Here is a 16,748-nt window from a genome sequence, read left to right as displayed (position 1 = left end):
ACGAGCTTCGACCGTCCCCGATTGTCGATACCGCAGTCCTCTCTATGTTTGTCCAAAAGCACCGCTCGGACTTGAGGCCCTCACGATATGGAGGCTCGATTGAAGGATTATCTGCCCTATCTGGCCGGAGCCCTCCTTGGGGTGCTGGTCGCGCTCATCATTTCCACCTTGTTGACGCTGCAGGGAACAGCGCAGCTCATGCTTTTCGCACTGCTACCCGCTATCGGCGGCGCGATCGTCGAGCGCGTTTCCCAGCGTCGACCCCGCAAGCCGTAGAAGCGCCATGGGAAGGCTGAAAGAAATCGTCATCGACTGCGACATCCCCTCGCGTGTTGCCCGTTTCTGGGCGGCGGCGCTCGATGGCTACCACGTGATGCCTTATGACGGTGCGGAGCTCGCTCGCCTTGCCGCGATGGGGCTGACACCTGAAACGGACCCGACCGTGATGGTCGACGGCCCCGGAACACGCCTCTGTTTCCACCTTCGCCAGGGAGAGCGTCCCGCTCGCAACCGTGTCCACCTCGATATCGCCGCTTCGGATCGCAGACAAGAAGTGGAACGGCTCTTATCCCTCGGCGCGACTTTCGTGCGTGAGACGGATGCCTACACGGTCTTGAATGACCCCGAAGGCAACAACTTCTGCGTCACCTCCGAATAGCCTCGCGAACGGCGCCCGGCGGCATTTGCACATGCGCGCCGCAAGCACTCATCCGCCTTCTGCGGGGCCTTTAAACCTCAGAATTCCTGTCCGTATCCGCCGCCGTCGGAGACGAGCTGCTTCGTCAGCCCGACGGAAGGCACGTCGCGGTCGAGCTTCGGATTATAGGCGACCGAGAGCCAGTGGATGCTGTAGCCGTGTTTCCGGAAAAAGCCGATCGCCTCGCTGTTGCCGGAATGGGTCTGCATCGCCGCCTTCGCGAAGCCCTGTTCGGCGATCTCCTTTTCGATGCGCTCGAGAAGCGCCGAACCCAGCCCCTGGCGGGTGAAAACGGGGTCGATCCAGAAATCCGAGATGGTTTCATCCAGGCCCTCGCGCGCCGCCCAGCCGGCGACCTTGCCGTTCTGTTCGACGACGGTGATGGTCAGCCAGTCGTTTTCCACGAAGTTGCGAAAGGCGCTGCGCGCTGCGTCGATCATCGCGTCCGATTCGCCGATCGACGCCATCGCCTTTTGCCAGGCCCTCAGCCCGATCTCACTCAAAAGTTCCGCTTCCCCGTCGCGGGCATTGCGAATGTGGATCAACGGCACCCCCGCGTTACCCCGCAACTAGACCATTGAGTCGCGGATTTTACCAGTGCCCCCAAGGGGATGACCGGTGGAAACCATGATTTTCGACCGGTTTTGAACGACAAAGGCGCTCTTGACCGCCTTTTGCGACCTCAATACAAAATCCTTCCTATCGAGGTGTTTATGTTGAACCTGTCTGAGACCCGGTAAAGGCCCTGCCCGCAAGTTTTCTTGCGCGCATGGGCCCGAAAAAACGAAGCCCTGACGTTCGATCGAGCGTCAGACCGTTTTTGTGCGCCCTGCCGGGCGCGATACCGGATCTCAACACATGGACATTTCCCGCACGGAGCAACGCATCCTGCATCTCATGGCCCAAGGCGGCCGCATCGAAATCATCCGCGACGACGACAGGAAGATCGAGAACGTCAGTTGCTTTACCCGCGACGGCTGGCTCTATCCCGGCGTCGACCTCGATCTCTTCCGCAGGCTGAAGCGGCTGAAGGCGATCAAATCGTCAGGCGGCCAGCCCTACCGGATTACCGAAAGAGGGTTGAAGTTGGTCAGATCACAGCTGGACAACAGATAATCGGGCCATCAACCTGATCGCGCCTCGAACGGCGCGGTCGGGGCTCGGCTTCAAGCCTTCCGGGACAATATCGCTCGCATCGCCGACCATTCGTCGGCCATCGTGCCGGTTCCGCGCGTCTTGCCGGCGCAGCGATACCAGTAATCGGCATTCCAGTCGTCGCCCTCGATGCGATGACAGAGGGCATGGCCCCAGTCGAACGGCTGTTCGCCTTCGTGGCCCTGACAGATATCGTGAACCGCCTGCCAATCCGCGCCCATGACGAAACCGCCGGCCGCAAGACGATCGAGTGCCTCGATCAGTCGCACAAGATCCTGGTTCGACATGAGGCCCCTCCCGGAAAGTCCTCTCCCTTATAGCAGGCGCCGCCTCGAAATCCGAGATGCCTTCAGGAACTGTACGCTCATACCGAGTGGGTATCAGTTTCGCTATATTGCGCGACTTCAGAGGCTCCGAGGAATACCGGGGGGTCGATCACTATGATCTTCGTCCAGCAGAATGAGATCGAATGTCATCTCCAGCCGATCAGCCATATCGTTCATAGCGCGCTGCTCGGTCGACATGTAAAGTGCCTCGGCTCGGAGGATTTTCGCGGCCACTCGCATCTCATGCAGCACAGACTTGGGAACTGAGGAGTGCCCCTTGAGTCGCCGCGCTATCTCCTGACCGTGCGCTTCAAGCCTATCAAAAGCGTCGAAGTCTAAGACGCGTACAGTTTGAACCTGCAGGAGAAAGCGGCCTGCCTCCTCCTTATAGCGTTCGAAAGTCGCCATAACTTCGCTCATTTCGGCCATCTGATAACCCCAGTAGTGTCCGAAACACGGATCTCGCGCGGTCATATTGATCGGGCAACCAGATGGATAGCGATCCTCGAAAGCCTCACGCGCCGCCCATGCGATAAACCGACGACGCCGACCGTTTAGGGTCGGCGTCGGCGATCATTCGGATCGTGAAGTCCGTTACCACCACTTGGCCGGCGTAAACTTGCCGGCAGCCTGCTCGATGACGTAGGCGGTCTTGAAGAGGGTTTCCTCGTCGAAAGCCTTGCCGATCAGCTGCAGGCCGAGCGGCAGGCCCTTCTGGTCGAGACCCGCCGGCACGGCGATGCCCGGCAGGCCGGCCATGTTGACCGTCACCGTGAAGATGTCGTTCAGATACATCTTGACCGGATCGGCGGCGAGGTTCTCGTCGGCGACGCCGAAGGCTGAAGATGGGGTGGCCGGCGTCAGGATGGCGTCGACACCGGCGTCGAAGGCGAGCTCGAAATCGCGCTTGATCAGCGTGCGGACCTTCTGGGCGCGGATGTAATAGGCATCGTAATAGCCGGCCGACAGCACATAGGTGCCGATCATGATGCGGCGCTTGACTTCCTGGCCGAAGCCGGCGGCGCGCGTCTTCTCGTACATGTCGACGATATCCTTGCCGTCGACGCGCAGGCCGTAGCGCACGCCGTCGTAGCGCGCCAGGTTCGAGGAGGCCTCGGCGGGGGCGACGATGTAATAGGCCGGAAGCGCATATTTGGTATGCGGCAGCGAAATATCGACGATCTCGGCGCCGGCATCCTTCAGCCAGGCAATGCCCTGGCGCCACAGGGTCTCGATCTCCTCAGGCATGCCGTCGACGCGATATTCGTTCGGGATGCCGATCTTCATGCCCTTCAGCGACTGGCCGAGGACGGCCTCGTAGTCCGGCACGGGCAGATCGACCGAGGTCGTGTCCTTGGCGTCGACGCTTGCCATCGACTTCAAGAGGATCGCGGCATCACGCACGTCGCGGGCGATCGGGCCGGCCTGATCGAGCGAGGAGGCGAAAGCCACGGTGCCCCAGCGCGAGCAGCGGCCATAGGTCGGCTTGATGCCGACGGTACCGGTGAAGGCGGCGGGCTGGCGGATCGAGCCGCCGGTATCAGTCGCGGTGGCGCCGGCGCAAAGATGCGCGGCGACGGCTGCGGCGGAGCCGCCGGAGGAGCCGCCCGGAACGAGCTGCTGGTTGGAGCCCTCAGCCCGCCAGGGATTGATCACCGGGCCGTAATAGGAGGTCTCGTTGGACGAGCCCATGGCGAATTCGTCCATGTTCAGCTTGCCGAGCATAACGGCGCCGTCGTCCCAAAGGTTCTGGGTGACGGTTGATTCATACCGCGGCTCGAAGCCGTCGAGGATATGGCTGCAAGCCTGGGTGTGGACACCGACGGTGGCGAAGAGATCCTTGATGCCGAGCGGAATGCCTTCCAGCTCGCCGGCCGTGCCGGCGGCGATGCGCTCGTCCGATTTCCTGGCCATGACGCGGGCCAGATCCGGCGTGACCTTCACATAGGCGTTCAGCCGCTCATTGGCCGCATCGATCGCCGAGATATAAGCGTCGGTGAGTTCGAGTGCGGTGATTTCCTTGGCACGCAGCTTCCGGCGGGCTTCGGCAATGGTCAGGCTGGTGAGTTCGCTCATCGTGTTTTCGCTTCAGATCTTTAAAATGGCAACAGGGTCGGAAAGAGGCGTTCGAGCCCTATTCGACGACTTTCGGCACCAGGAAGAAATTGTGGTCGGTGACCGGCGCGTTGGCGACGATATCGGCGGCCTTGTTGCCATCGGTCACCGCATCGGTCCGCTTCTTCATTGCCATCGGGGTGACCGAGGTCATCGCTTCGACGCCGTCGACATTGACTTCGGAGAGCTGCTCGACGAAGCCCAGGATGCCGTTCAGCTCGCCGACCATGCGATTTGCCTCGTCCTCGGAGACGGCAATACGGGCAAGTTTGGCGACGCGCTTCACGGTGGCAAGATCGACGGACATGGCATTCTCCGGATAGGATTTTTCCTACCCGCTATAAAGGCCATGTCCGCCCGGTGCAACGGGGTTTCGTCAGATCGACAGGCTCTCGGCAGGCTTCAGCGCCTTCACCTGCGTCTTCGATCCCTCCATGCCGTCAATGAACTTATCGGCAGTCTGATCGATGATCGGGAAGGTGCCGAAATGGCAGGGGATCGCGGTCTTGAAGCTGAAATAACGCTGGCAGGCGAGTGCGGCTACCGCGCCGCCCATGGTAAAGCGGTCGCCGACCGGCACGAAACCGATATCGGGCTGGTGCAGTTCGTTGATCAGCCCCATGTCGGAGAAGATGTCGGTGTCGCCCATGGCGAAGATCGAGGCTTCGTCGTCGAAATGCAGCATCAGGCCGTTGGCATTGCCAAGCGCATGCGAGACACCGTCCTCAGTGATCTGGGCGGAGGAATGCAGCGCATTGGTGAAGGTCGCCGAGAAGCCGCCGAAGGTGATCGTGCCGCCGGTATTGCCCATTTCGATCCTGTCGACGCCCTTGGAACCCAGCCAGGCGGCGAGATCGGCATTGGCGAGAACGACGGCGCCGGTTTCCTTGGCGAGCGCGACCGCATCGCCGACATGGTCGCCATGGCCGTGCGTCAGCAGGATATGGGTGACGCCTGAAGAAACATCCTTGATGTCCTGGCCGGCAAAGGAAGCGTTATGATTGAGGAACGGGTCGAGCAGAATCTTCGCCTTTCCGGTGTCGATGCGAAAGGCGGAATGGCCAAGCCAGGTGATCTTCATGAAATCTCTCCTTACGTGATGCAAAATCTGTTTTCGATGGTAAGGACATATCTCATGCGCCGGCGAAGAAAAGCGGCGGCGACTTCAATTTCTTTTGACGGGATGAAACGGCAATGACGGTGTTGACGATCGAGGAAATGGCCCGGATTCTTGCCCCCGGGCAGGCGATCGCCGGCCTCGATCTTGGCACCAAGACCATCGGGCTTTCGATGTCCGACCTCGGGCGGCGGTTCGCCACGCCACGGCCGGTGATCCGCCGTGTCAAATTCACCATCGATGCGCAGGCGCTCATGGATTTCGCGGCAACGGAAAAGGTCGCGGGCTTCGTGATCGGCCTGCCGATAAATATGGACGGATCGGCGGGCCCGCGCGTGCAGGCGACGCGCGCCTTCGTGCGCAACATGGAGCAGAAGACGGCGCTGCCCTTCGTCTATTGGGATGAGCGGCTTTCGACCGTCGCAGCCGAACGGACGCTGCTCGAAATGGACGTCTCGCGCGCCAAACGCGCCGAACGGATCGATTCGGCGGCGGCCAGCTTCATCCTTCAGGGCGCGCTCGACAGGCTTTCCTTGCTGGCAAGATCTGATGGAGAGGAATTCAGCGCCTGACGCGTCTGCCACCAGGCTAGGATCGATTTGCGCTTTCTGAAGCCAAGGAGGGCGAAGACGATGAGACTGTCGACGGCGATGGCCCGGGCAACGAGGGGCGGGATAGCCTCCGGCGGCATGCCGAGCGCCTCGCCGTAGATCTGGAACGTCAGGTCATGAATCTGTCGTGTCAGCATCAGGAAGCCGAAATTGATGTCGTAATAGGAGAGCCAGTACCATCCGCCCAGAAAGACGATGGGGCCGGCCCAGAAGATCAGAAACCACTTCATGCGGCCTCTCCTCCATGCTTGCGCGCGACGGGCAGATCGAGGGAGACCAACCACGTCGACAATGCCATGATGCAAAGCACCAGCGTCGGAATTGCAATATCCAGCGCCAGGATTGCGAAGAACATCACTGCCGTCACCAGAAAGGCGGCTTTGGCGATCTTGCTTCCCACGGATGTCAACTCGGGACTCTCACTCGTACCATCTCTGCTGATGGCACAGTGTCGGCTTAACCCGCCCCACGCAACGTAAACCATTCGTTAAGGTTAACGCCGGCCCGCCTCCTGTGGATAACGCGAATGTCAGCCATAGACGCCGCGCACGAGACGCTTCAGCGCCGTCGCCGCCTTCTCCCAATCCTTTGCTGTCTTGAGCGACAGGCCGGCGCATTGGCCGCCGGCGGCGGCGGCAAGCACGAGATGCTGGATTGCTGCGATGACGACGGCGTTGACGGCGGTCGCGTCCACACCCTTCGGCGGCGCCAGCGAGCCGCGCATGCGATCCAGCCACAGGGCGAGAGCCTTCGAACGAGCCTCGGACAGCCGCCTCACCTGCTCGGTATTTTCCGAGACCTCCCAGGCGAGGATGCGGCGCATCAGCGGATCATTTTTCAAGGCGTCGAGCAGAAGCAGCGCCAGCCGCTCCATCAGATCGCCGTAGGTGAGCAGGAACATGCCGCCGGCATCTTCGGGAATGCGATCCCTCACCCATGTGCCGAGATCGGCGCCGATCGCCTCGACCAGACCGTCAAGGCCGCCATAATAGCGGTAGATCAGCTGCTTGTCGCAACCGGCGCGGCGGGCGACGGCATTGATGCCGAAATTCTGGAAGCCTTCTTCCGCCAACAGGCTCTTGGCGGCGGCAAGGATGGCGCGCTCGGTGGCGCCGCGATCGCGCACTCGCCGTTCCGGCGCCGCCTCGGCGCCGGGCGAACTCTCAAGATTTACCGCTTCATTCAGCATGACCGACCCTTCCCCGCTGTCACCAAGCGGTGAGTAGCGGGGAGGTTTCATCCAATCAATCCTATCCCTTTGGGAAGATTGTGGATATTTCGTTCGGCACGAATAATTCGGCGGGCAATGGCTGCGGGAGGCGGCCAAATCGCTTCAGAAATCTCGCCCCGACAGTTGATCGCGATGGACGAACCCGTCATAGCTGCATTATGAACAAAGCTAATATTCTCCGCTAAGGCCCTGCAATGGTGAACTATATCGAAGCCTCTTCCGCGCCGCCGAAGAACACCGGCGCCATCCGGCTTTACGACACGCAAGCATTCGACGGCATGCGCAAGGCATGCCAGCTGACCGCCCGCTGCCTCGATGCGCTGGCCGATATCGTCAAGCCCGGCCTGCTAACCGATGAGATCGATCGGTTCGTCTTCGATTTCGGCATGGATCACGGCGCCTATCCGGCGACGCTGAACTATCGCGGCTATACCAAGTCGACCTGCACCTCGATCAATCACGTCGTCTGCCACGGCATCCCCAACGACAAGCCGCTGCGTGAAGGCGATATCGTCAATATCGACGTCACCTTCGTGCTCGACGGCTGGCATGGCGATTCCAGCCGGATGTATCCCGTCGGCACGGTCAAGCGGGCCGCCGAGCGACTGCTCGAAGTGACCTATGAATCACTGATGCGCGGCATTGCCGCGGTCAGGCCCGGCGCCCGCACCGGCGCGATCGGCGAAGCGATCCAGACCTATGCGGAGGCCGAGCGCTGTTCGGTGGTGCGCGATTTCTGCGGCCATGGCGTCGGCCGGCTGTTCCATGATTCGCCGAATATCCTGCATTATGGCCGCGCCAACGAGGGGCCGGAGCTGCGCGAGGGCATGATCTTCACCATCGAGCCGATGATCAATCTCGGCCGGCCGCATGTGAAGGTGCTGGCCGACGGCTGGACGGCGGTGACCCGCGACCGCTCGCTTTCGGCGCAATACGAACATACGGTCGGCGTTACCGCCGACGGCTGCGAAATCTTCACGCTGTCACCTGCTGGGCTCGACCGGCCCGGACTGCCGTCGCTTGCCAGGTGACCGATGGCGAAGAGGCCAGCTGCGACATCTTCCGACGACGAGCTGCCTTTCGCAACCGAAGAGCCTGTTGCCGACGAACGTTCGTTCTTCGGCGGCCGGCCGCACAACCCAACTGTGCCGAATGCCCGGGCCGCCCTGCCCGCCTCGCTCTCCGGACCGGAACATTACCACGGTCATCGCGAGCGACTGCGTGACCGCTTCCGCGAGCAGGGCGACACGGCGCTTGCCGATTATGAAATCCTCGAGCTCCTGCTTTTCCGCCTGATCCCTCGGCGCGACACCAAGCCGATCGCCAAGGCGCTGATCGAACGCTTCGGCTCGCTTTCCGGCGTTTTTGGCGCGCCGGCGGCGCTGCTGACCGAGGTCAAGGGCGTCGGCGAGACTGTAGCCCTCGACCTGAAACTGATCTCGACCGTGGCCCACCGGACGCTGAAAAGCGAGATCAGAAGCAAACAGGTACTCTCCTCCTGGTCCTCGGTCATTCAATACTGCCACGCCGCCATGGCGCACGAGACCCGCGAACAATTCCGCATTCTCTTCCTCGACAAGCGCAATGTTCTGATCGCCGACGAGGTGCAGGGCCGCGGCACGGTCGACCATACGCCGGTTTATCCGCGCGAAGTGGTCAAGCGCGCGCTCGAGCTTTCGGCAACAGCGATCATCCTCGTCCACAACCACCCGTCCGGCGACCCGACACCCTCACGCGCCGACATCGACATGACGAAGGTGATCATCGAGGCCGCCAAGGCGCTCGACATCACCGTCCACGACCACATCATCATCGGCAAGGACGGCCACGTCAGCCTCAAGGGGCTGAAGCTGATCTGATAAGCACTGGGGCTGATCGCCGACGGGATGCAGAGCCCGGCCTGCCGACAATGTCACGGCCTGTCCGCGCGATGCCCGCCGTCGACGGTACATTTCCCCATTCGTGCTGCGAGACTTCGCTGGAGAAGTACGACCACCTCCCGGAGCGAACAAAGATGCTTCCTCGCCAGAGCGGATCGCCGGTGCCTTAAGGTCGGCTCCGGAGGCCCCCCTGATTATTTCGCCGCGGGAGCCGGATCGCTGTTGAAGATGTCGGCGATGATTTTCCACTGGCCATCGATCTTCTGCCAGACGAGAACATACTTGCCCGTGTCGTTGATCGGGCTTTGCCGGAGGGTCGCCGCGAAATCATAGGTTCCGCGATCATGCGCGAGATCCCCCGACGCGGAGACGATCAATTGCTCCGTGCGCAAGCTGAACTTGAGATCTTGCAGTCCGAATTGGCGGGCCCATCGTGCACCAATCGCTTCGTTGCCCACGACCGCCTTTTCGCCGGGCGCCATGAGCACGGCGTCGCCTGCATAAAGTTGCTTGATCGCACCCGCATCCCGAGCTTGGACCAGTCCGGCCATGCGTTCATGAATACCGCGGATTGCCTGCTCCTCCGCCGCCGGGCCTGTTTCGGCGGCCACAGCCGGTTGAGCCAGACTGAACGTTGCGAAAGTCGTTAAGGCGATCGCCGCCGCGAGAAGTAGTTTGCGCATGATTTCTCTCCTTGTCACACGAGGGTGAGGTTGCTTCCGGTAGTCGGGAGGACCGATGGACGGGCCATCGGCCTCTTACCCGCGTGTCGCGATCGGCTTAGGGAATGAGGTAAAGCTTGCCCTTCGCCCGCCGGCTCTCGATGTCCTGGTGTGCAGCCGCGGCGCGATCCAGCGGATAACTGGTCGCTTCGTCCAGCTTCAGCCATCCTGCCTGAACGGCCGCGATCACATCCGAAGCCCGCTCTTGCAACTCGCCGGGATCGGCGACATAGGAGAACACCGATCCCCCCGCGAGGCGTAGGCCACGCTGGGTAAGCGCTGTCGGATTGATCGATGGAATAGGTCCGGAGGCAGCACCGATCGCCACGACGGTTCCACCACCAGCGAGCGTCGCGACCGTCTTGAGAAGCGTCTTCTCGCCCAAGCTGTCAATCGCCAGATCCACGCCCTTGCCGCCCGTGAGTTTCGCAACCTGATCGACGAAATCGTAATCGTCGCCGTAGACGATCACGGCGTCGGCTCCCAGCGCGCGGATGATCTCCGCCTTGCGGTCGCTGGAAGTCGTACCAACGACCCAGGCGCCTAGATGCTTGAACCACTGGACGAGAAGCTGCCCCAGTCCCCCTGCAGCCGCATGGACCAGTACGCGATCACCCGGCTGGATGCCCCGGTATTCGTGAACCAGATAATGGGCGGTCATGGCCTGGAACAGCAGACCTTCGCTGATGGTGAAGCTATCCGGGATCGCGATCGCCCGTTCGGCGGGAACGACCGCCTGGCTCGCATAGGAGCCGCGTGCATCCATCCAGGAAACGCGAGTGCCCACCTTGATGCCGGAAGATGCCGCGACACCATCGCCCAACGCCCGCACGCGGCCGACGCCTTCCAGACCCAGCACGGTTGGAAGCTCGATAAGATGCACTCGCGATGCGCCGCTGCGTTGCGTGAGGTCAAGGTAATTGATCCCGGCGGCTTCGACATCGACCAGGATCTGGCCGGGACCAGGATGCAGGTCCTCGGCGGTCTCGACAATTAGCTGCTCGGGGCCACCGAATTCTTTGAGTACAACTTTCCGCATCTATCTCTCCTCAGGCATAGTGCCTGCATTTGATTGTGTTGAAGGCTTGCCGGGCGCGAGAAACAAAGGGTGAGCGTGCACTCAAGGCAGCTTTTCGATTGGCTTACGCCGGCTGCAGCGCTGCTCGGCCTGCCTGGAAAAACTTGGCGATTTCGGCTACGCGCTTGCCGAGCTTGACCGCAGTCCGCAGGTCGGGGGCGCCGGGGCTAAGTTCCGGGGGCTCCAAGTAGTTGGACTGCGCCATCGCGCCTAGCCAACCGCCGAGGTAGTTGTCCTCTTCGCGACTGAGGCTCGCAAACTGGTCTACACCAACCCAGATCATGGCATGCTGGGCGGCGAAGAGCGCCATCGAAATCAAAGTACTAAGCTTGTCGCCCGATGGAGCGCCCGAGTTCGCAAACCCTGCGGCTATTTTGTTGCGCCACGCCTTGGTGACGTAGGCCGGCTTGCTCGAATCCTCCATGAACTGTTTCAGGCGAGCTGAAAGCGAGCCGTTGAAGGTGGGGGAGCCAAAGATGATCGCATCACAGGTTTCCAGGTAGTCCCAAGGAATGCCATCGGTGACCGGGAGCAGTCTCGCCTCGGCGCCCGGGACTAACCCGACACCCTCGGCTACCGACTGTGCTTGCTTGGCGGTGTGCCCCATCTGGCTGTCGTATACGATCGCTATCTGCATCTGTTCTTCCGTTGCTCTTTGAAAATCGCAACGAAGCTCTGCCTCGATGCCATCTGGCATTTATAATCGTCGCACTGTAGTGTCGCTTCAAGGTTTACATTGGGCGATATTTTGTCCTCAAGATGTAGCGAAAAATTCTACAGGAGCACTTGGTGCGAAACAGTCTGGATGGTGTCCCGGTCTTTGTGGAAGCGGTTGAAGCCGGAGGGTTCGCGCGTGCGGCTGAGCGACTGGCGCTTTCGCGCTCCGCGGTGGGCAAAACAATTGCGCGTTTGGAGGCGCGCTTGGGCGTCCGCCTGTTTCATCGGACGACAAGCAGCTTGAGTCTCACAGAGGACGGCCAAGTCTACTACGAGCGGTGTCTGCGTGCCCTGGAAGAGCTTCGAGCGGGAGAAGTCCTGCTGGAATCAGGAAGACGTGAAGTCGGAGGCAAGCTGAAAGTCACGATGCCTGTATTGTTTGGCCGATACTGCGCTGAACCGATCTTTCTCGACCTGGCCCAACAGCACCCGGCTCTCGAACTCGATCTGCGCTTCAGTGACTCTGTCGTTGATCTCATTGGGGAGCGCTTTGATCTTGCAATTCGCAATCATACGCCCGGCGACAGCAAGGGACTGAGCAGTCGAAGGATATTCACTCAGAGCAAGGTCGTATGTGTAGCGCCGTCCTATCTCGCTAAGCATGGCGAACCGGTAGATATCGAAAGCCTGGGCGAGCATGAAGCCCTGGTCTACTGGCGCAACGAACAGCCTTTTCCGTGGCCTTTGATCGATGCGAATGGCGTGGAAACCGAACCGCGCCTCAAGTGGCGGCTGCAATTCGATAACCAGGAAGCCATCGTCGATGCGGCGGTGCGTGGCATAGGCATTGCCTCCCTGCCGGGCTGGCTTGTTCAAGATCATATCGAGGCTGGACGGGTGATCCCCATTCTCAAGCAATATTCCTCGCGCAGCCTCGACACCTATGCGGTCTGGCCAACCGCACCATACGTCCCCATGCGTTTGCGTGTCGTCATTGACACTCTCGCAACGCAACTTTCCTCGCTGTCAGGCGGACCTATCACGTCAGCCTCAAGGGGCTGAAGCTGAGCTGAAAAGCACTGGGGCTGATCGCCGACGAGATGCAGAGCCCGGCATGCCGACAATATCACGCCCTGTTCTCGCGATACCGCCGATCCCGCGAGGCCGCAAGATAGCATTTGAGGCGAGCGGAGATTGAGCAAGGCTGGAGTTGACAGCAGTGGGTGACGCGCGATTGTATGCAATCTGCGCCCCATTCGCTGAACAAATGCCCGCCGGGGATACCGAGAAGATAAAGCTCATGACGATCCGCAGCGGTAACACTGATCGATCGACCCGGCTCTGCCGCGACGTGCTTTGCCTCGACGACTTTGAAATCAAGGCGCGGCGACATCTGCCGAAGCCGCTGTTCGGTTACATCGCCGGCGCGACCGAGACCAATGCGTCGCTGCGGCATAACGCAGAGGCCTTCCAGGCCTACGCCTTCCGGCCGCGTGTGCTTCGGGACGTCTCGACGCGCAGCACCGCGACGAGCCTCTTCGGCAAAACTTATGCCGTGCCGTTCGGGATCGCGCCGATGGGGATCAGCGCGCTGATGGCCTATCGGGGGGACATCGCGCTCGCGCAAGGCGCGGACCAATCGGGAATCCCGATGATCATAAGCGGTTCGTCACTCATCCCCCTGGAAGAGATCGCTGCGGCCTCGCCACAAGCATGGTTTCAGGCCTATTTGCCCGGCGAACCCGATCGTATCGATGCTCTCATCGATCGCGTCGCTGCGGCCGGCATCGGCACGCTCCTGCTGACCGTGGACACGGCCACGCTGCCCAACCGCGAAAACAATGTCAGGGCTGGATTTTCGACGCCTTTGCGTCCCGGTCTCCGCTTGGCATGGCAGGGCATCTCGCACCCTCGCTGGAGCACCGGTACATTCCTGCGCACGATCGCCCGGCACGGCATTCCGCATTTTGAGAATTCCTATGCCACAAGAGGCGCGCCGATCATCTCCTCCAACGTCATGCGCGATTTCGGCAGGCGCGACCATCTCAACTGGGCCCATTTGGAGCAGATCCGCAAGAGGTGGTCCGGCAAGCTCGTGGTCAAGGGGATCATGCATCCCGACGACGCGGCACGGGCGGCCGATACGGGGGCGGATGGCGTGATCGTCTCTAATCATGGCGGCCGCCAGCTCGACGGCACCGCATCTCCCCTTCAGGTCCTCCCGGAAATTGCGGCACGTGTCGGAGACAGCATCGCCGTCATGGTCGACGGCGGCATCAGGCGTGGAACTGATATCATGAAGGCGCTGGCGCTCGGGGCCTGTTTCGTGTTCGTGGGCAGGCCGTTCCTTTATGCCGCAGCCGTCGCGGGGCTGCCGGGCGTGCTGAAGGCGGCGGATATCCTGAAGGCGGAACTGCATAGCAATATGGCGTTGCTCGGCGTTACCAGGGTGGGCGATATTTCCGCGGATTACATCACCCGCGCATGAAAAGCCGTCGCGCGCTGACATCGATATGACGAAAGTAATCATCGACGCGGCTTATGCCCTTGATATCATCGTCAACGACCACATCATCATCGGCAAGGACGGCCATATCAGCTTGAAAGGGCTGAAGCTGATCTGAAAAACACAGGTCCGGCGGAATCAATGGTCGTAAAACAATCTGTAACATTGACCGGCTACCGATGAGGGGCGACATTTTTGTCGCAAATGATTCCATTCCAATCCGGGGCTAGAGGATGTTTCAGTACGATCTCGTTGTGGTGGGTAGCGGTCCCGCAGGGCGCCGCGGCGCGATCCAGGCTGCGAAACTCGGCAAGAAAGTGCTCGTCATCGAGCAGGGCAAGCGCGTCGGTGGCGTGTCCGTTCATACCGGCACCATCCCCTCGAAGACGCTGCGCGAGACCGCGCTCAATCTCTCCGGCTGGCGGGAACGCGGCTTTTACGGCCGATCCTACCGCGTCAAGCAGGAGATCAGCGCCGAAGACCTGCGCCGCCGCCTGCTGATTACCCTCGACCACGAGGTCGAGGTCCTCGAGCACCAGTTTGCCCGCAACCGCGTGCACCATATTCGCGGCAAGGCGAGCTTCGTCGATGCTTCAACGCTGCAGGTGATCAAGGATGACGGCGAGGTCACCCAGGTCAGCGCCGCCAGCGTGCTGCTCGCCGTCGGCACCAAGCCGTTCCGCCCGGACTACATTCCTTTCGACGGCAAGACCGTTCTCGACAGCGATGAGCTGCTCGACATCCAGGAGCTGCCGCGCTCGATGATCGTTATCGGTGCAGGCGTCATCGGTATCGAATATGCAACGATCTTCAGCGCACTCGACACCGCCGTCACCGTGATCGACCCGAAGGCGACGATGCTCGACTTCATCGACAAGGAAATCATCGAGGACTTCACCTATCAGCTGCGCGACCGCAACATGAAACTGCTGCTCGGCCAGAAGGCCGACAAGGTCGAGACGCTCGATAACGGCAAGGTCGAACTGACGCTCGACAGCGGCCGGCGTCTGACGACCGACATGGTGCTCTTTGCGGCCGGCCGCATGGGGGCGACGGACACGCTGAACCTTGAGGCGATCGGCCTCGAGGCCGACAACCGCGGCCGTCTCAAGGTCAATCCCGAGACGTTTCAGACCTCGGTTCCGAACGTTTACGCCGCCGGCGACGTCGTCGGCTTTCCGAGCCTCGCCTCGACCTCGATGGAGCAGGGCCGGATCGCCGCCCGCGTGGCGATCGGCGCGGTCGCCAAGGAGCCGCCGAAATATTTCCCCTACGGCATCTATGCCGTGCCGGAGATTTCGACCTGCGGCCTGACCGAAGAAGAGATGAAGGAGCGCGGCATTCCCTATGAATGCGGCATCGCCCGCTTCCGCGAGACCTCGCGCGGCCATATCATGGGCCTCGACACCGGGCTTTTGAAGCTGATCTTCTCGCTGAAGACGCGCCGCCTGCTCGGCGTGCATATCGTCGGCGAAGGCGCCACCGAGCTGGTGCATATCGGCCAAGCGGTGCTCAACCTCAAAGGCACGGTCGAATATTTCGTCGAAAACACCTTCAATTATCCGACGCTCGCCGAAGCCTACAAGATCGCCGGCCTCGACGCCTGGAACCGGATGGGCGACATCAAGTCGGAATTGTAGGCGCACAGCGACAGGGCAGCCATCTCCATCCGGCCACCCAAGGGAGCCGAAGACATTGCGCATCATTTCGCTGAACGCATGGGGCGGCAGGCTGCATGAGGCGCTGATCGACTATGTCAGGCAGGCCGATCCTGACGTGCTATGCCTGCAGGAGGTGCTGCGGGCGCCGGATCCTGGTTCCGGATGGTCGATCTATCGCGATGCGGGGCTGGAATTGCCGCAGCGCGCCAACCTGTTTGCGGAGATCAGCGCCGCCCTGCCCGGCCATGACGGCTTCTTCTGCCCGACATCGAGAGGCGTGCTCTTCGACGGCGACGCTGCCATTGTCGCCGAATTCGGGCTGGCGACCTTCGTGCGCAAATCGCATTCCGTCATCGCCCAGGCGATCGACTTCGTGCATGGCAGTTTTTCCGCCGGCGGCTGGGGCGAACATCCCCGCCCGCGAAACGCGCATTGCATCCGTCTCTTCAGCCATGCAGACGCTTCCGCGATTACCATCGCCCATATGCATGGTCTGCGCGATCCTGCCGGCAAGGGCGATACGGCGGCGCGCGAAGAGCAGGCTTTGGCGCTGGCCGGGCTCGTCAAACGGGTCTGGCCCGGCGGCGAAGGGCTCGTGGTCTGCGGCGATTTCAACGTGCTGCCCGACAGCGCGACCTTTGAGGTCCTCGCTCGATTGGGCCTTTCCGATCTCGTCACCGGAAACGGCCTTGTCGATACGCGGACCTCTCACTATCTGAAGCAAGGCCGCTTTGCCGACTACATGCTGGTCACGCCGGGGGTCAAGGTTGGCAGGTTCGAGGTGGTCGAGGCGCCCGAGGTCTCCGACCACCGCGCATTGCTGCTCGATGTCGGGTAGTATATTGAGGAAGGATGGGCTGCACGAAACTTTTGCGCGCACCCCCGATTTTTACGCCTTAGTTTAAACCCTGATCAATCGCATCGATACGCCGTGCCTGATTTGTGCTCTCAACTCCATTTTGCCTCCGGGCAGACGTTTCTAGAGAAAGATA

22 protein-coding genes and 1 pseudogene are annotated in these 16,748 nt (G+C 61.2%); 11 read left to right on the top strand and 12 right to left on the bottom strand.

Going from position 1 to position 16,748, the window contains the following annotated elements; all coding sequences use genetic code 11:
• The first annotated feature begins 99 nt into the window (after window positions 1-99).
• Window positions 100-276, top strand: a complete 177-nt coding sequence (locus CO671_RS33775; protein ID WP_170965000.1) for a hypothetical protein — start codon at window positions 100-102, stop codon at window positions 274-276.
• Between the two features lie 7 nt (window positions 277-283).
• Window positions 284-658, top strand: a complete 375-nt coding sequence (locus CO671_RS18105) for a VOC family protein (protein ID WP_097607065.1) — start codon at window positions 284-286, stop codon at window positions 656-658.
• Between the two features lie 77 nt (window positions 659-735).
• Here the strand turns inward: CO671_RS18105 and CO671_RS18100 are convergent, their stop codons facing one another.
• Complete coding sequence (locus tag CO671_RS18100) at window positions 736-1,242, bottom strand: GNAT family N-acetyltransferase (RefSeq protein WP_097607064.1); 507 nt, start codon at window positions 1,240-1,242, stop codon at window positions 736-738.
• 313 nt (window positions 1,243-1,555) lie between these two features.
• Between CO671_RS18100 and CO671_RS18095 the strand changes: the two genes are divergently transcribed.
• Window positions 1,556-1,813, top strand: a complete 258-nt coding sequence (locus CO671_RS18095) for a YjhX family toxin (protein WP_097579117.1) — start codon at window positions 1,556-1,558, stop codon at window positions 1,811-1,813.
• Between the two features lie 50 nt (window positions 1,814-1,863).
• Here the strand turns inward: CO671_RS18095 and CO671_RS18090 are convergent, their stop codons facing one another.
• The 5 genes from CO671_RS18090 to CO671_RS18070 all read right to left on the bottom strand — a co-directional run bounded on the left by CO671_RS18090 (window position 1,864) and on the right by CO671_RS18070 (window position 5,374).
• Window positions 1,864-2,139 carry a hypothetical protein gene (locus CO671_RS18090; RefSeq protein ID WP_097607063.1) on the bottom strand — a complete coding sequence of 92 codons (276 nt, stop codon included), beginning with the start codon at window positions 2,137-2,139 and terminating at the stop codon, window positions 1,864-1,866.
• 117 nt (window positions 2,140-2,256) lie between these two features.
• The gene (locus CO671_RS18085) at window positions 2,257-2,607 is read right to left on the bottom strand and encodes a hypothetical protein (protein ID WP_097607062.1); all 351 of its coding nucleotides are present in this window, start codon (window positions 2,605-2,607) and stop codon (window positions 2,257-2,259) included.
• Window positions 2,608-2,772: 165 nt separating this feature from the next.
• A complete protein-coding gene (gene gatA / locus CO671_RS18080) occupies window positions 2,773-4,254 on the bottom strand; it encodes an Asp-tRNA(Asn)/Glu-tRNA(Gln) amidotransferase subunit GatA (protein WP_064683533.1) in 1,482 nt (493 codons plus the stop codon).
• A gap of 58 nt (window positions 4,255-4,312) precedes the next feature.
• Window positions 4,313-4,600 (bottom strand): Asp-tRNA(Asn)/Glu-tRNA(Gln) amidotransferase subunit GatC, encoded by a 288-nt coding sequence (gene gatC, locus CO671_RS18075; RefSeq protein WP_004673847.1) that lies wholly within the window; start codon window positions 4,598-4,600, stop codon window positions 4,313-4,315.
• A gap of 69 nt (window positions 4,601-4,669) precedes the next feature.
• Entirely contained in the window at window positions 4,670-5,374 is a 705-nt protein-coding gene (locus CO671_RS18070) for a metal-dependent hydrolase (RefSeq protein ID WP_010029171.1), read from the bottom strand.
• Between the two features lie 113 nt (window positions 5,375-5,487).
• Here CO671_RS18070 and ruvX point away from each other — a divergent pair, with 113 nt between their 5' ends.
• Window positions 5,488-5,982 (top strand): Holliday junction resolvase RuvX, encoded by a 495-nt coding sequence (gene ruvX, locus CO671_RS18065; RefSeq protein WP_097607061.1) that lies wholly within the window; start codon window positions 5,488-5,490, stop codon window positions 5,980-5,982.
• Here ruvX and CO671_RS18060 read toward each other — a convergent pair.
• From CO671_RS18060 to CO671_RS18050, 3 genes are all read right to left on the bottom strand, one after another.
• Entirely contained in the window at window positions 5,919-6,251 is a 333-nt protein-coding gene (locus tag CO671_RS18060) for a DUF6105 family protein (RefSeq protein ID WP_097607060.1), read from the bottom strand. The genes ruvX and CO671_RS18060 overlap by 64 nt on opposite strands.
• On the bottom strand, window positions 6,248-6,430 hold the full coding sequence (locus tag CO671_RS18055) for a hypothetical protein (RefSeq protein WP_097607059.1): 183 nt from the start codon (window positions 6,428-6,430) through the stop codon (window positions 6,248-6,250). Before CO671_RS18055 ends, CO671_RS18060 begins: the two co-directional genes overlap by 4 nt.
• Window positions 6,431-6,550: 120 nt before the next feature.
• Entirely contained in the window at window positions 6,551-7,210 is a 660-nt protein-coding gene (locus CO671_RS18050) for a TetR/AcrR family transcriptional regulator (RefSeq protein ID WP_010029629.1), read from the bottom strand.
• A gap of 236 nt (window positions 7,211-7,446) precedes the next feature.
• Between CO671_RS18050 and map the strand changes: the two genes are divergently transcribed.
• Window positions 7,447-8,283, top strand: coding sequence for a type I methionyl aminopeptidase (gene map / locus CO671_RS18045; RefSeq protein ID WP_004673840.1), 837 nt, complete (start codon window positions 7,447-7,449; stop codon window positions 8,281-8,283).
• Window positions 8,284-8,286: 3 nt separating this feature from the next.
• Window positions 8,287-9,111, top strand: a complete 825-nt coding sequence (gene radC / locus CO671_RS18040; RefSeq protein WP_097607058.1) for a DNA repair protein RadC — start codon at window positions 8,287-8,289, stop codon at window positions 9,109-9,111.
• Window positions 9,112-9,326: 215 nt separating this feature from the next.
• Here radC and CO671_RS18035 read toward each other — a convergent pair whose 3' ends face one another.
• From CO671_RS18035 to CO671_RS18025, 3 genes are all read right to left on the bottom strand, one after another.
• Complete coding sequence (locus tag CO671_RS18035) at window positions 9,327-9,815, bottom strand: DUF4440 domain-containing protein (RefSeq protein ID WP_097607057.1); 489 nt, start codon at window positions 9,813-9,815, stop codon at window positions 9,327-9,329.
• Window positions 9,816-9,912: 97 nt separating this feature from the next.
• Window positions 9,913-10,893, bottom strand: coding sequence for a quinone oxidoreductase (locus CO671_RS18030; protein WP_097607056.1), 981 nt, complete (start codon window positions 10,891-10,893; stop codon window positions 9,913-9,915).
• Between the two features lie 103 nt (window positions 10,894-10,996).
• On the bottom strand, window positions 10,997-11,629 hold the full coding sequence (locus tag CO671_RS18025) for a flavodoxin family protein (protein ID WP_348627718.1): 633 nt from the start codon (window positions 11,627-11,629) through the stop codon (window positions 10,997-10,999).
• A gap of 92 nt (window positions 11,630-11,721) precedes the next feature.
• On the opposite strand from CO671_RS18025, the gene CO671_RS18020 reads away from it, so the two are divergent.
• From CO671_RS18020 to CO671_RS18000, 5 genes and pseudogenes are all read left to right on the top strand, one after another.
• Entirely contained in the window at window positions 11,722-12,651 is a 930-nt protein-coding gene (locus CO671_RS18020; RefSeq protein WP_097607054.1) for a LysR family transcriptional regulator, read from the top strand.
• A 238-nt stretch (window positions 12,652-12,889) separates the two neighbouring features.
• Entirely contained in the window at window positions 12,890-14,077 is a 1,188-nt protein-coding gene (locus tag CO671_RS18015) for an alpha-hydroxy acid oxidase (protein ID WP_097607134.1), read from the top strand.
• Window positions 14,067-14,213, top strand: a pseudogene (locus CO671_RS18010) (JAB domain-containing protein); the annotation flags it as partial. The gene CO671_RS18015 and the pseudogene CO671_RS18010, both read left to right, overlap by 11 nt.
• 115 nt (window positions 14,214-14,328) lie before the next feature.
• On the top strand, window positions 14,329-15,735 hold the full coding sequence (gene sthA / locus CO671_RS18005) for a Si-specific NAD(P)(+) transhydrogenase (RefSeq protein ID WP_097607052.1): 1,407 nt from the start codon (window positions 14,329-14,331) through the stop codon (window positions 15,733-15,735).
• A 55-nt stretch (window positions 15,736-15,790) separates the two neighbouring features.
• Window positions 15,791-16,594, top strand: a complete 804-nt coding sequence (locus CO671_RS18000; protein WP_097607051.1) for an endonuclease/exonuclease/phosphatase family protein — start codon at window positions 15,791-15,793, stop codon at window positions 16,592-16,594.
• Window positions 16,595-16,748: the final 154 nt, after the last annotated feature.

Source organism: Rhizobium sp. M10 (genome assembly GCF_002531955.1).
Taxonomy (GTDB): domain Bacteria; phylum Pseudomonadota; class Alphaproteobacteria; order Rhizobiales; family Rhizobiaceae; genus Rhizobium; species Rhizobium etli_C.
This window is presented reverse-complemented; position numbering and strand designations above follow the sequence as displayed.

Coding starts and splice junctions, on each gene's coding strand:
- ruvX (WP_097607061.1), top strand. CDS start 5,488: ATGACGGTGTTGACGATCGAGGAAATGGCCCGGATTCTTGCCCCCGGG.
- gatA (WP_064683533.1), bottom strand. CDS start 4,254: ATGAGCGAACTCACCAGCCTGACCATTGCCGAAGCCCGCCGGAAGCTG.
- CO671_RS18090 (WP_097607063.1), bottom strand. CDS start 2,139: ATGTCGAACCAGGATCTTGTGCGACTGATCGAGGCACTCGATCGTCTT.
- map (WP_004673840.1), top strand. CDS start 7,447: ATGGTGAACTATATCGAAGCCTCTTCCGCGCCGCCGAAGAACACCGGC.
- radC (WP_097607058.1), top strand. CDS start 8,287: ATGGCGAAGAGGCCAGCTGCGACATCTTCCGACGACGAGCTGCCTTTC.
- CO671_RS18025 (WP_348627718.1), bottom strand. CDS start 11,629: ATGCCAGATGGCATCGAGGCAGAGCTTCGTTGCGATTTTCAAAGAGCA.
- CO671_RS18070 (WP_010029171.1), bottom strand. CDS start 5,374: ATGAAGATCACCTGGCTTGGCCATTCCGCCTTTCGCATCGACACCGGA.
- CO671_RS18085 (WP_097607062.1), bottom strand. CDS start 2,607: ATGGCCGAAATGAGCGAAGTTATGGCGACTTTCGAACGCTATAAGGAG.
- CO671_RS18035 (WP_097607057.1), bottom strand. CDS start 9,815: ATGCGCAAACTACTTCTCGCGGCGGCGATCGCCTTAACGACTTTCGCA.
- CO671_RS18060 (WP_097607060.1), bottom strand. CDS start 6,251: ATGAAGTGGTTTCTGATCTTCTGGGCCGGCCCCATCGTCTTTCTGGGC.
- gatC (WP_004673847.1), bottom strand. CDS start 4,600: ATGTCCGTCGATCTTGCCACCGTGAAGCGCGTCGCCAAACTTGCCCGT.
- CO671_RS18105 (WP_097607065.1), top strand. CDS start 284: ATGGGAAGGCTGAAAGAAATCGTCATCGACTGCGACATCCCCTCGCGT.
- CO671_RS18015 (WP_097607134.1), top strand. CDS start 12,890: ATGACGATCCGCAGCGGTAACACTGATCGATCGACCCGGCTCTGCCGC.
- CO671_RS18030 (WP_097607056.1), bottom strand. CDS start 10,893: ATGCGGAAAGTTGTACTCAAAGAATTCGGTGGCCCCGAGCAGCTAATT.
- CO671_RS18050 (WP_010029629.1), bottom strand. CDS start 7,210: ATGCTGAATGAAGCGGTAAATCTTGAGAGTTCGCCCGGCGCCGAGGCG.
- CO671_RS18095 (WP_097579117.1), top strand. CDS start 1,556: ATGGACATTTCCCGCACGGAGCAACGCATCCTGCATCTCATGGCCCAA.
- sthA (WP_097607052.1), top strand. CDS start 14,329: ATGTTTCAGTACGATCTCGTTGTGGTGGGTAGCGGTCCCGCAGGGCGC.